General features: G+C 72.8%; 12 protein-coding genes. 6 read left to right on the forward strand and 6 right to left on the reverse strand.

The window, feature by feature from the left end; genetic code table 11:
• Positions 1-64 precede the first annotated feature (64 nt).
• Together GA0115234_RS16285 and GA0115234_RS16290 are read left to right on the forward strand one after the other, a co-directional pair.
• Positions 65-2,533, forward strand: a complete 2,469-nt coding sequence (locus tag GA0115234_RS16285; RefSeq protein WP_093542234.1) for a GTPase-associated protein 1-related protein — start codon at positions 65-67, stop codon at positions 2,531-2,533.
• Positions 2,534-2,680: 147 nt separating this feature from the next.
• The gene (locus GA0115234_RS16290) at positions 2,681-3,151 is read left to right on the forward strand and encodes a hypothetical protein (RefSeq protein WP_093542236.1); all 471 of its coding nucleotides are present in this window, start codon (positions 2,681-2,683) and stop codon (positions 3,149-3,151) included.
• 36 nt (positions 3,152-3,187) lie between these two features.
• Here the strand turns inward: GA0115234_RS16290 and GA0115234_RS16295 are convergent, their stop codons facing one another.
• Together GA0115234_RS16295 and GA0115234_RS16300 are read right to left on the reverse strand one after the other, a co-directional pair.
• Positions 3,188-4,309 (reverse strand): DUF1648 domain-containing protein, encoded by a 1,122-nt coding sequence (locus tag GA0115234_RS16295; protein ID WP_093542238.1) that lies wholly within the window; start codon positions 4,307-4,309, stop codon positions 3,188-3,190.
• A 141-nt stretch (positions 4,310-4,450) separates the two neighbouring features.
• A complete protein-coding gene (locus GA0115234_RS16300; RefSeq protein ID WP_093542240.1) occupies positions 4,451-4,852 on the reverse strand; it encodes a GntR family transcriptional regulator in 402 nt (133 codons plus the stop codon).
• A 119-nt stretch (positions 4,853-4,971) separates the two neighbouring features.
• On the opposite strand from GA0115234_RS16300, the gene GA0115234_RS16305 reads away from it, so the two are divergent.
• Positions 4,972-5,343 (forward strand): hypothetical protein, encoded by a 372-nt coding sequence (locus tag GA0115234_RS16305; RefSeq protein WP_093542242.1) that lies wholly within the window; start codon positions 4,972-4,974, stop codon positions 5,341-5,343.
• Positions 5,344-5,427: 84 nt separating this feature from the next.
• Here the strand turns inward: GA0115234_RS16305 and msrB are convergent, their stop codons facing one another.
• The 4 genes from msrB to GA0115234_RS16325 all read right to left on the reverse strand — a co-directional run bounded on the left by msrB (position 5,428) and on the right by GA0115234_RS16325 (position 8,664).
• The gene (msrB, locus tag GA0115234_RS16310; protein ID WP_093542244.1) at positions 5,428-5,835 is read right to left on the reverse strand and encodes a peptide-methionine (R)-S-oxide reductase MsrB; all 408 of its coding nucleotides are present in this window, start codon (positions 5,833-5,835) and stop codon (positions 5,428-5,430) included.
• A gap of 9 nt (positions 5,836-5,844) precedes the next feature.
• A complete protein-coding gene (gene murC / locus GA0115234_RS16315) occupies positions 5,845-7,239 on the reverse strand; it encodes a UDP-N-acetylmuramate--L-alanine ligase (protein WP_093542246.1) in 1,395 nt (464 codons plus the stop codon).
• 58 nt (positions 7,240-7,297) lie between these two features.
• Entirely contained in the window at positions 7,298-7,750 is a 453-nt protein-coding gene (locus GA0115234_RS16320; RefSeq protein WP_093542426.1) for an indole-3-glycerol phosphate synthase, read from the reverse strand.
• Positions 7,751-7,899: 149 nt separating this feature from the next.
• Positions 7,900-8,664: a pyrimidine reductase family protein gene (locus tag GA0115234_RS16325; protein WP_237541402.1), complete on the reverse strand. Its 765-nt coding sequence runs from the start codon at positions 8,662-8,664 to the stop codon at positions 7,900-7,902.
• Positions 8,665-8,701: 37 nt separating this feature from the next.
• On the opposite strand from GA0115234_RS16325, the gene zapE reads away from it, so the two are divergent.
• The 3 genes from zapE (at position 8,702) to GA0115234_RS16340 (ending at position 11,870) form a co-directional block, all read left to right on the forward strand.
• Positions 8,702-9,793 (forward strand): cell division protein ZapE, encoded by a 1,092-nt coding sequence (gene zapE / locus GA0115234_RS16330; RefSeq protein WP_093542250.1) that lies wholly within the window; start codon positions 8,702-8,704, stop codon positions 9,791-9,793.
• 83 nt (positions 9,794-9,876) lie between these two features.
• On the forward strand, positions 9,877-10,302 hold the full coding sequence (locus tag GA0115234_RS16335) for an OsmC family protein (protein WP_093542252.1): 426 nt from the start codon (positions 9,877-9,879) through the stop codon (positions 10,300-10,302).
• Positions 10,303-10,427: 125 nt separating this feature from the next.
• Entirely contained in the window at positions 10,428-11,870 is a 1,443-nt protein-coding gene (locus GA0115234_RS16340) for an alkaline phosphatase PhoX (RefSeq protein WP_093542254.1), read from the forward strand.
• The last annotated feature ends 138 nt before the right edge of the window (positions 11,871-12,008 follow it).

The following is a 12,008-nucleotide window of genomic DNA, read 5'->3' on the forward strand; positions in this document are numbered from 1 at the left end:
CGTCGTACGGCCCGCCCCGAGGGGCACGGGAAGGTCTGCGGCAAGGACGAAGAGGGCCCGACGCATGAGTCTCGCGCAGTTGCACTACACCGCTGCCTCTGCTGCCTCTGCGGACGACGACGGGGGCGGCGCCCGTTTCACGGCGGTGAGCGGCGGACTGCCCACGCAGGTGCTGGCCGAGGCCGAAGAGCTCCTCCGCCTCGAACCGCCCGCCGACGCCCCGCACCGGCCGACCTCCGACCAACTCCGCTCCCTCCCCGAGGCGTTCAGCTTCAGCGCACTGTCGGACGGCGGACACCTGCTGGCCCGCGCGGTGGCGTACGCCGGACCGTCCTCCGGCCCCGGCACCCTCGGGTTCCACGCGCACGCGGTGCACCTCCCGGCCGGTACGCGCCTGCCGGAGGACGCGCTGCCGATCACCGCCTGGCGCTCGCCGAGCTGGTCCTCCACCCCACCGGCCGGAGGGGCGCCCGAGCGGATATCCGCGCTGCCCGCCTCCGCCGCCTTCGGACCGGAGGCGCTCAACGACTTCGCGGTCTCCCGGAGCCCCTGGCTGGCGGCGGTCTTCGCCGACCTGCGCCGGGTGTGCGAGGACCCGGCGGCGGGGCGCCTGGTCCTGGTGGAGCGGCACAGCGCCGATGTGGCCCGGTGGATCGCCCTCGCCTCGGCCGTGCTCCCGCAGGACGACGCGCACCGGCTGACGTTCACGACGTACACCCGCCGTCCGGCGCACTCCCCGCACCAGCTCGTCGGCGTGCTCCCGCAGGACGCACCGCGCGCGGACGGCCCCGGGGCGCAGGCGCTGCGGGTCCACGACTGCGCGGGGTCGCGGCCCGGGGAGCCGGTGGACGACGCCTGGGCCGAGACCTGCGCCCGGATCTGGCGCAACCGGTCCCCGAAGCTGTTCCGGGCGGCGGCCGAACTGCCCGGCGGGCCCTTCGCCGCCGGTCCGCTCGCCGTCACCGCCCTGTGCGCGGGCATTCCGCTCGGCCCCGGGGAGCGGGCGGCGGCGGCCGAGTGGGCCGCCGAGCGGCCGTACGCGCTGGACGAGGACCGGACGCATCTGCTCACCGATGCGCTGACCGACCCGGACATCGACCGTACGCCTCGCGAACTCGCCGCCGTGGCCCGGCTGTTGACCGCTCTCGACGGACGGGCCCCGGCGGCCGTGACGGCCTCCCTCGGCGCGCTGCTGGTGACGGAGACGGTCTACGGGGGCGATGTCTCCGTGACGCCCCCGGGGCGCTCGGTCTTCGCCGGGCCGGACGGGGAGCGCGTCGCCGCCGCCCTCGTCGACGCCCTGGGCGAGGATCTGCGGGCCGAACTGGCGACCGGTGCGCCCGTGGCCCCGGACGCGGTACCCGGGCGGAGTGTGGGGCGCACCGTCCAGTTGCTGCGGATCGCGCGCCTGCTCGACGTGGACTGCGCGGAGCTGCTCCCCGAGGTCGTACGCCGGATGGCGCGGGGGCTGCTGGACGAGGGGGCGGGCGACTGCGCCCGGGTGCTGCTCGACCTCCTGGACGAGCAGTTCGACGTCCGTACCGCGCTGCTGGGCGAGCTGGACCGGATCACCCCGCACCGCCCCCGGGCGGCCCAACGCCTGCTGGCCGGTGTCGCCCTGCCGTTCACCGGGGCACAGGCGCTGCCGCATCTGCGGATGTGCGCCGCCGCGCCGGACGCCGGGGCGGGCGACGGCGACGACCGGGTGAAGGTGCTGAACGCGGTGGTGCGTGCCGGTGGAATGTCACCGTTCACCGAACCGCTGGTGCTGCGCACGGCCATGGGTCTCGTCTGGGGCGACGCCACCCCCACGGCGGGTGAGGCCCGGCTGCTGCTGGCCGGGAGCACCTCCGACGCACACCGTACGGCCGGTACGTGGTCCGCCCTCCTCGCGGCGGCGGTCGGCGCCCCCGCCGACGACACGGACGCCCCGGAGCTCGCCCCCGACCTGTTGCGCGGCTTCCCGCAGGAGATCGACGCGCGGACGCGCGGCGCCCTGCACCTCCTGGAGTTCGCCCGGGACCTCCGGTCGGGGGCGGCGGAACCGGGCTGGACGGAACGGGCCCGGACGCTGTGCGCCGCAGCCGAACCGGTGGAGCCGGGCCCGCGCGAGCAGGCGTTCGGCGCCCTGGCCGAGCGACTGCTCACCCCGGACCGGCCGGAGGCGGAGCTGTACGCCTTCGTCCACAGCGACGACGCGGACCTCATCGCGGCCTACGGCAGCGCCGCCCGCCAGGACGCGGTGCTCGCCCGGCTGCGCTCCGACCCCGCGTATGTCGCCGACTGCTTCACCGTCTGGAGCGCGCACCCGCACGCGGGAACCGCCTGGAGCGGGACCCGGGAGGCGCTGCTCGCGGAGGTGCTGCGTCCGGTGGTGCGCGGCCTGTCCGCCGACGAGGTGGCGGCGGTGGAGGAGGCCGCCGAGCGGGCGGGCAGCAGCCGCACGGTGGAGGCGTTCCGGGCGTGGAACCGGCCGGCCGGCCTCCGCAGACGGCTCGGCAACCGGCTGGCGGCACGGGTACGGCGGTCGTAGCCGGGCCTTGCCGGCGGTCGTGGGCGCGGCCCCCTGTCGTCGCGGGCGATCCACGGAGTTCGTGACCCGTGCGGGGTGACCGGTACCGTGTGACCCATCGATCTCGTGCGCTCCCGGCGGGCTGCGTGACACCCCCAGGAGGAACAGATGACGACGAACCGCGGACGCAAGGACGTCATCCGGGACCGGATGGCCGCCACCGGCGAGTCGTACAACGTCGCCGCCCGCAATCTCAAGGCCATGAAGGACATGGGCGCCACGCGTGAGGCCGTCCTCACCCAGCGCTGGCGTCCCGCCGACACCCTCGACGTCCCGTGTCCCTGCGGCGGCACCTGCGAGCCCGGCGAGCGGTGCGAGCGCTGCCACGCACTCCACCGGCACGTGGCGCGCTACCCCGGCAGTGCCACGGACGTGGAGACCTGGGCCGACCGCTACGACTGCATGGGCTGCGCCTCCTCGTACAACCTGACCGTGGTGCTGCGCGGACGGCCGTGGGGGGTCGCCGAGACCGTGGTCATCGGCGGCTCCGCGGAACCGGTCGTACGGGCCCGGGTCTTCCCGGGCGTCGCCCATCCGCTGCTGAAGCCGGAGAGTGCCGAGGACGGGACCGAGGACTGACGGCCGGGACCTGCCAGCGCCCCGGCCGCCCCGGAATCACCGGACGGCCTGGACGACGGCCGCTCCCACCGCGACGACGAGGACCAGTGCGGCCACGACGAGGGACCGCGGGTTGCCGAAGTTGACCGTCCAGCCGATGCCGACCCGCTTCGGCACCAGGATCGCGGGGTCGTCGGCGTTGACGTAGACCGTACCGGCGCCGCGCCAGAAGCGGTCGTCGTCGCGCGGGACCAGTCCGGTGCCCTCCTCGCCCGTGTCCTCCCGCAGCCTGCTCCCGGAGGGTCCGACGCGCAGGACGAGCCAGCCGGTCAGGGCGAGGACCCCGACGAGCGGCACGAAGGTGACGGCCAGGGTCAGGGCCGTGGAGCGGGTGTCGCTCCACATCAGCGCGGACAGCCCGAACAGCATCAGGTTCATCAGGGTGGCGACGCCCATCATGGAGCGGGCCATGACGGTGAGGTAGCGGCGGTACCGCGCGGCACCGGCCACGGGGCGGGCCACATCGAGATCGGCGCGGGCCCGGAGCAGCCCCGCCACGGTGACGACCATGGTCAGGGTGAGCAGGAGCTGACCGAGGACGAAACCGAAGGCGGTCCACACATTGGTCGGGTACATCCGGTAGACCGTGCCGTCGAGCGAGCGCTGGGGCAGCGCGATGCGGTCGGGCAGGCCGGGGTAGACGATGACGCCCACGACGACGCTGACGGCGATCACGACGAGCGCGGGGACGGCCCAGCCCCAGGGGAAGCGGACCGGATCGGTGCGCAGGGACGTGTCCATGACGGTGCCCTGCCGGGCCTGTGCGTACCAGCCGCCCTCCGCCTTCGCACGGGCGATGCCGCGGTGGGCCCGTACCCACAGCGCGGCGGCGAGGACGCAGAGCAGCAGGGAACCGACGACTCCGACGGCGAGGGTGCCCAGGGCGGCGCCGAGCGCCGAGGAGACCACGGTGACGACGGCCGCGGCGGCCAGCACCGCGCCCCGGTAGCGCCCGCGCTGTTCCTCGACGGCGTCGGCGCGCGCCTTGTCCGGGGGGACCCGGACGCCGAAGGGCACGGCGGGGGGATTGAGGAGCGGGCTGGGGGCGGCGTAGAGAACGGCGCCCAGCACCGCGAGTATGCCGAAGTTGAGGGCTGCGTCGACCAGCAAGGTGTTCACCTGTCCGTTCTTGTCGTTGATCCCGGCGGGACGGCTCTTGTCGTCGGTCCCGGCGGGACGGCTCTTGTCGTCGGTCCCGGCGGGACGGCGCCTCCCGGGACAAGGCCTCCCGCGCCGGGGTCTCCCGCCCGGCCGTACGGGTCAGGGATGTTCGTCCTCCCTGCCGGGGAAGGTGTCCAGAACTGCCGCGACATGGCCCTTCACCTCCTCCTCCGGGATCCCGCGCACATCCAGTTCGGCGAGGAGGGTGCGCATGCGCGCCTCCCAGTCGACTCCGGCGCGCAGTTCGTCCGACGGCTGCTTGACGTCCGGCCGGACCGCCGCACCGCTCTTGCGGTTGACGCGGATGATCCCTTCGCGCCGCAGCAGGTCGTACGCCTTGTTGACGGTGTGGAAGTTGATCGCCAGGTCGACGGCCATCTGCCGGGTGGAAGGGAGTCCGGCACCGGGCGCCAGCGCCCCTTCCGCGATGGCCTCCACCACCCGGTCCCGGATCTGCTGATAAATCGGCACCTCGCTGTCGAGGTCGAGCGTGAGATACACACCAGAACTCTATCTGCTATACATCTAATAGAACAGACAAACGCTCATGGCAATGCGGCAGCACGCCGACGGCGCGTGACCGCCCAGGGGCCCGACCGGCCCCGACGGAGGGGAATCCCATGGCACTGATGAACATCTCCGACACCGGCCTCACCATCGAGTTCACCGGGTGGGAGCGCACCTGGCTCCGGCGCGGCTCCCTGACCGTTCCGCTCACCGCGGTCCGCCGGGTCACCGTCGTCGACGACCCCCTGCGCGCCGCCCACGGCACCCGCAAGGGTCTGCACGCCTCCGGGGTCGCCAAGATCGGCACCTGGGGCCTGGTGGCCGGCCCGCGGCAGCTGGTGGCCGCCTACCGGGGCAGGCCGGGGCTGCGCGTGGAGGTGGAGCGCGCCGCCGCTGGCGGCGACTTCGACGAGCTGGTCCTCTCGCTCGACGAGGCGGGGCGGCTGGCGGGGCTCATCGAGCAGCGGGTGGACAGCGGCCGATGAGCGGGCGGCCCCGGGACCGCGTGGATACGGAACGGCGGGTGCCCCGGAGCACGCTCCGGGGCACCCGCCGAAATCCTGCCGGTCTCAGTCCTCGTCCGGGACCAGGCGCAGCGAGATCGAATTGATGCAGTACCGCTGGTCCGTCGGGGTGGGGTAGCCCTCGCCCTCGAAGACATGGCCGAGGTGCGAACCACAGCGGGCGCAGCGCACCTCGGTGCGGACCATGCCGTGGCTGCGGTCCTGGATCAGCTCGACCGCGTCCGTGTCCTTCGGGTCGAAGAAGGACGGCCAGCCGCAGTGCGACTCGAATTTGGTGTCCGAGCGGAACAGATCGGCGCCGCAGGCGCGGCAGGAGTAGACGCCCGTGGTCTTGGTGTCGGTGTATTCACCGACGAAGGCGGGTTCGGTGCCGGCCTGGCGCAGGACCGCGTACTCGGCCGGCGTCAGCTCGGCCCGCCACTGCTCGTCCGGCTTCTCGATGTCGTACGACACGTCGCTCCCTCAGCTCGACAGGTGGTCCAGGATCTGCGGGCCGAGGTCCGTGACGTCGCCCGCTCCCATGGTGAGAACGAGGTCGCCGGGCTTCGCCATTCCCGCGACGGCCTCGGGGACCGCGGCCTTGTCGTGGACGGCGGTGACGTCCGCGCCGGCGGCCCGCGCGGCGTCGATGATCAGCTCGCTGGTGACGCCGGGGATCGGGTCCTCGCGGGCGGGGTAGATGTCCAGCACCACGGAGGCGTCGGCCAGCGCGAGGGCCTGGCCCATCTCGGTGCCGAGCTCCTGGGTGCGGGAGAAGAGGTGCGGCTGGAACACGACCAGGAGGCGCGCCTCGGACGCGGCGCCGCGCATCGCTTCGAGGTCCGCGGTCATCTCGGTGGGGTGGTGTGCGTACGAGTCGATGACCTGCACGCCCGCCACCTCGCCCTTGAGCTGGAGGCGGCGCTTGACCCCGGTGTACTTGCCGAGCGCCGAGGCCAGGTTGTGCGCCGGGACGCCGAGGGCGACGCCGGCGGCGAGGGCCGCGACGGCGTTGAGGGCGTAGTGGCGGCCGGGCACGGAGACCGTGAACGTGAGGTACTTCCCGTTCAGGACGACCGTGACCTCGCTGGTCAGTCCGCGCGGGGTGATCTTGTGGACGCGTACGTCGGCGGTCGCCGACTCGCCGTAGGTGACGACGTTCAGCGAGGGGAGGGCCCGGACCCGCTCTGTCAGCTCGACGGCACCGGCCTGGTCGGCGGAGATCACCAGCGTGCCGCCGGGGACGATCTTGCCTGCGAAGGCCTCGAACGACTCGTAGATCTCGTCCATCGAGGCGTAGTTCGCGTGGTGGTCCAGCTCGACGTTGAGGACGATCGCGACCTCGGGGTCGTACTTCTGGAAGCTGCGGTCGCTCTCGTCCGCCTCGGCGACGAAGATCGCGCCCTCGCCGTGCGCGGCGTTGGTGCCGGGCCCGGCGAGGTCGCCGCCGATGGCGTACGAGGGGTCGAGGTTCAGCTCGGTCAGGGCGACGGCCAGCATCGACGTGGTGGTCGTCTTGCCGTGCGTCCCGGCCACCGCGAGGGCGCGCAGCCCGCCCATGAGCGAGGCGAGCGCGTCGGAGCGGTGCACGACGGGGACCGACAGCTCGGCGGCGCGCAGCAGCTCCGGATTGTCGGCGCGGATGGCGCTGGAGACGACCACGCACGAGGCGTCGTCCGCCAGATGTCCGGCGGCGTGCCCGATGTGGACGGTCGCCCCCAGCGCCCGCAGTGCCTCGGCGGTACCCGACTCCTTGGCGTCGCTGCCCGCGACCTTGGCGCCGCGCTGGGCGAGGATCTTCGCGATGCCCGACATTCCGGCGCCGCCGATGCCGATGAAGTGCGGCCGTTCCATGGCGGCAGGAATACCGGGTGCCATGCGTCTGTCTCCCAGGGGTCGATCCGCGTACCCGGGGCGGTACGCGTGGGCGCCCAGCCTATTCGCTGTGCGCGAAGAGCTTGAGCACCGGGACGCCGACCTTGTGGCGGGCCCTGGACGCCCAGTCCCGGTGGAAGAACTCCTCCACGTAGTGCGGCGCGGTCAGCACGATGACCTCGTCCGCCTCCGCGTCGTCGACCACGGCCTTCAGCTTGTCCAGGGGGTGGTCCTCGATCACCTGTCCGACCGCTTCGGAACCCGCCTGCCGCAGCGCCTCCAGCGAGACTTCGAGCGCGAGTTCGGCGGGCTGTCTGGCGTTCTTGCCCTCCGGCTCCTCGCCCTCCCGGGCGGCTTCCTTGAGTTCGCCCATCGCCAGGTCGTCGATCGCCCGCAGCAGCACATCGGCCTGGTCACCGCGCGGCTGCATGAGCACGACGAAGGAGATCCGCTCCTCCCCGTGCAGGGTGGTGACGAACTCGACGTCCTCCGAGGTGAGGGGCTTCTCGATCATCAAAACGCTGGTGAACACCACGGGCGCCCTTCTGCTTCAGTGACCGTCGCCAGTCACTGCTGAAACCATCCTTCCCCGTGCTCGCACGGGGTCTGCGAGAGTAATTGTGCCCACCGGAAGCTAACCGGAACGACAAATTCCGCTGATTGTCAGCTCCGACGGTACCGAGTGAACAGGAACCCGGCCTCTTCCAGCATCGACGCCAGGGCGAATCGTTCCGGCACGGCCATCGCGGGGCCGCCCGCGATCCGCTGCGCGTCCCCGGCGGTCAGCATCGGCGAGAGGGTCAGACAGAGCTCGTCCAGCACCCCGGCGGCCACGAACTGCCCCAGCAGCCTCGGGCCGCCCTCGGTCAGCAGCCGCTTGAGCCCGCGGTCGGCCAGCTCCCGTACGGCCCTGACGGGGTCCACCCGGGAGCCCTCCCCCGCGATCACCACCTCGGCGCCCACCGCGCGCGCCTCCTCGATCCGGCCCGGCGGGGCCCCGGCGCCGGTCAGCACCAGGGTCGGTACGAGCGGCCCGGTGAAGAGCGGCAGCGAGAAGTCGAGGTCCAGACTGCCGCTCACCACGGCGATCGCGGGTGCGGGCCCCTGCCCGGCCGCGGCCCGCCGGGCCGCGAAGGCCTCACGGGCCCTGGCGGGGCGGTAGCCCTCCAGCCGTACCGTCTCCGCCCCGGCCAGCACCACATCGGCCAGACCGCGCAGGGTGCCGAAGATCCGCATGTCGCTCGCGCAGGAGATCGGCTGCGAGCGGCCGTCGTGCTGAGCGGCCCCGTCGAGCGTCGAAACCATGTTGGCGCGCAGCCAGGGGCCGTCCTGCTCGGGGTAGGCATAGGCGTCGGCCAGGGCGTCCAGAGTCCACTCCCCCTCTCGGTCGGCCGGTGTCAGGTCGGTCACAGGGAAGAGGCGTCGCATGTCACGCAGTCTGGCACGGCGCTTAAGGTGGAGAGTTGTGTCGTCCTCCACAGCCGTGCCGGGGCAGAGCCCCATAGCCGAAACGGCCCCCCTGTCCCTGTGCGCCCTAGAGCCCCGCGTTCCCGCCGACCGCCTGGTCGCCGAGATGGTGCCGCCGCCTCGCTTCGACTCCGTGCGCTTCGATACGTATGTGCCGGACCCCAACCAGCCGAGCCAGACGGCGGCGGTCGGGGTCCTGAGCGACTTCGCGACGGGTCTCGGCGGGGCGCATGCCAGCGGCTCGGGCAAGCGCAAGTGGTTCAGCAAGAAGCCGACGGCTCCCTCGGCGCCGCTCGGGGTCTACCTCGACGGCGGCTACGGCGTCGGCAAGACCCACCTGCTGGCCTCCCTCTGGCACGCCACCCCCGCCGACCCCTCGCTGAAGGCGTTCGGCACCTTCGTCGAGCTGACCAACCTGGTCGGCGCGCTGGGCTTCCAGCAGACCGTGCGGACGCTGAGCGGGCACCGGCTCCTGTGCATCGACGAATTCGAGCTGGACGACCCGGGCGACACCGTGCTGGTGTCCTCGCTGCTGAGCAGGCTGGTCGAGGCGGGCGTCGCGCTCGCCGCCACCTCCAACACGCTGCCCGGCAAGCTCGGCGAGGGCCGGTTCGCCGCGGCCGACTTCCTGCGGGAGATCCAGGGGCTGTCCGCGCACTTCCGTCCACTGCGGATCGACGGCGAGGACTACCGCCACCGCGGGCTGCCCGAGGCCCCCGCGCCGTACTCCGACGAGCAGGTCACCCGGGCCGCGTACGCCACCGAGGGGGCCAGTCTGGACGACTTCCCCTCGCTGCTCGACCATCTCGCCCGGGTCCATCCGAGCCGCTACGGCGCGCTGACGGACGGGCTGCGGGCGGTCTGCCTCACCGAGGTCCAGCCGGTGCCCGACCAGTCGACCGCGCTGCGGCTCGTCGTCCTCGCCGACCGGCTCTACGACCGGGAGGTCCCGGTGCTCGCCTCCGGGCTGCCGTTCGACCGGCTGTTCAGTGAGGAGATGCTGAACGGCGGGTACCGGAAGAAGTACTTCCGGGCGATCTCCCGGCTGACGGCGCTGGCACGCGACGCGAAGGGGCTGGTGGCGCAGTAGGTTCGGGGGCGTACCGTCCCGAGGCGCCTCCGGGCGCCCCGGGCCCCCGTATCGCTCGCGCACACCGTTTGAAGGGATCCAGCATGGCTACCACCCGTCAGGCCCACACGGTCTGGGAAGGCAACCTGATCGAGGGCAAGGGTGTCGTCACCTTCGACTCCTCCGGCATCGGCGACTACGACGTCTCCTGGCCCTCCCGCGCGGAGAAGGCGAACGGCAAGACGTCTCCCGAGGAGCTCATCGCGGCGGCCCACTCCAGCTGCTTCTCGATGGCGCTCTCCAACGGCCTGGCCACGGCCGGCACCCCGCCGACCCGGCTGACCACCACGGCCGACGTCACCTTCCAGCCCGGCACCGGCATCACCGGCATCCACCTCACCGTCCAGGGCGAGGTGCCCGGCCTCGACGAGGCGGGCTTCGTCAAGGCCGCCGAGGACGCCAAGGCGAACTGCCCGGTCAGCCAGGCGCTGACCGGCACGACGATCACGCTCTCCGCCTCGCTGGCCTGACCTCAGGGGCCGCTCCCGGCCCGGGACACGTCCGGGGCCCGGTGACCCGCATGGTTCCCGCGCGGCACCGCGCGTGCTACACACATGCGGGTCACTTCTCCTGTCCGCCAGCAGGGAGTTGCCTCATGTCATCAGAAACGTCACGCCTCACCGCGGAAGCGTCGCACCTGACCGCGGAGGCCCCACGCCCGACCGCGGAAGCGTCACGCCCGAGCGCCACCCGTCGCCAGGTCCTGGCCGGCGGCGGCGCGGCCGTCGCCGCCATCGCCTTCACGGGGGCGTTCTCCGAACTCTTCGCCGGTACCGCCGCCGCCCGGGGACACAGCGGGTACGGCCCGCTGGTGCCCGACCCCGACGGCCTGCTCGACCTGCCGAAGGGCTTCCGCTACCGGGTCCTGTCCCGGGAGGGCGACCGGCTCCGCTCCGGCGAGGGACAGGTACCCAGCAACTGCGACGGCATGGCCGCCTTCGCGGGCCGCCACGGACACGTCCGCCTGGTCCGCAACCACGAGAACCGCGTCACCGCGAAGATCCAGGTCCCGGTCGTCGAGGGCCTCACCTACGACCCGATGGGCAAGGGCGGCTGTACGGCCCTGGAGCTGGACGGCCGCAACAACGTCCTGGGCGAACGCGTCGCCATCGCCGGTACGGCGGTGAACTGCGCGGGCGGCCGCACCCCGTGGAACACCTGGCTGACCTGCGAGGAGACCGAGGACAGGGCCGGTACCAACGGCTACACCAAGGATCACGGCTTCATCTTCGAGGTCGACGGCGCCGATCCGCACCGCACCGGGGCCGTGCCGCTCACCGCGATGGGCCGGTTCCAGCACGAGGCCATCGCGATCGACCCGAAGAGCGGGATCGTCTACGAGACGGAGGACGCGTTCGAGAAACCGTTCGGGCTCTTCTACCGCTTCCTGCCGAGGAAACCGCTCGGCGGCACGGGCTCCCTGCGGGCCGGCGGCCATCTGGAGGCCATGCGCGTGCCGGGCGTGCCCGACCTCTCCGTGGTCCAGGAGACCGGGGCGCGCTTCGAGGGCGTCGAATGGGTGCCCGTGCCGGATCCGCTGGCGGCCGAGACCCCGATCCGGTTCCAGGACTTCGGCCCCAAGGGCATCACGCATGCGCAGAAGCTGGAGGGCTGCTACTGGGGCGGCTCCTCGGTCTACTTCGTCTCCAGCTTCGCGCACAGCGCGGAGGGGTCGGCCGCCGACCACTACGGCCAGGTGTGGCGGTACGAGCCGAAGCGGCGCCGTCTCACGCTCGTGATCGTCTTCGGCCCCGGCACCGATGTGCAGCTGCCGGGCGAGTCCCCGGACAACATCTGCCTCGCCGCGGACGGCGGGCTGATGGTGTGCGAGGACGGTGGCGGCGCGCAGCATGTGTTCGGTCTGACGCGGGGCGGCGAGGTCTACGCGATGGCGCGGGGCCGGCAGAACATCGGGACGCCGGAGAAGCCCGAGTGGGGCGAGTTCGCCGGGGTCACCTTCGCTCCCGACGGCGGCACGATGTACGTGAACTGCTACACACCGGGGACGACGTTCGCGGTGACCGGGCCGTGGCACTGACGCGCTGACCCATCGGGGCGCACGGTGGCGTACGGGGGCGGGCGGCCGATGCCCACCCCGTACGCCGCCCCGAACGGCCTTCGGCCCGAAGGGCGTTGATCTCTTGGCCTCGGAAGAAGTCGCGGCGGGACCGCGCGC

The organism is Streptomyces sp. DvalAA-43 (assembly GCF_900091725.1).
Lineage (GTDB): Bacteria > Actinomycetota > Actinomycetes > Streptomycetales > Streptomycetaceae > Streptomyces > Streptomyces pulveraceus.

What these genes read in the sequence shown, in the direction of transcription:
- GA0115234_RS16285 (WP_093542234.1), top strand. Translation starts at nt 65, where the DNA reads ATGAGTCTCGCGCAGTTGCACTACACCGCTGCCTCTGCTGCCTCTGCG.
- GA0115234_RS16290 (WP_093542236.1), top strand. Translation starts at nt 2,681, where the DNA reads ATGACGACGAACCGCGGACGCAAGGACGTCATCCGGGACCGGATGGCC.
- GA0115234_RS16305 (WP_093542242.1), top strand. Translation starts at nt 4,972, where the DNA reads ATGGCACTGATGAACATCTCCGACACCGGCCTCACCATCGAGTTCACC.
- murC (WP_093542246.1), bottom strand. Translation starts at nt 7,239, where the DNA reads ATGGCACCCGGTATTCCTGCCGCCATGGAACGGCCGCACTTCATCGGC.
- GA0115234_RS16320 (WP_093542426.1), bottom strand. Translation starts at nt 7,750, where the DNA reads ATGATCGAGAAGCCCCTCACCTCGGAGGACGTCGAGTTCGTCACCACC.
- GA0115234_RS16325 (WP_237541402.1), bottom strand. Translation starts at nt 8,664, where the DNA reads ATGCGACGCCTCTTCCCTGTGACCGACCTGACACCGGCCGACCGAGAG.
- GA0115234_RS16335 (WP_093542252.1), top strand. Translation starts at nt 9,877, where the DNA reads ATGGCTACCACCCGTCAGGCCCACACGGTCTGGGAAGGCAACCTGATC.
- GA0115234_RS16340 (WP_093542254.1), top strand. Translation starts at nt 10,428, where the DNA reads ATGTCATCAGAAACGTCACGCCTCACCGCGGAAGCGTCGCACCTGACC.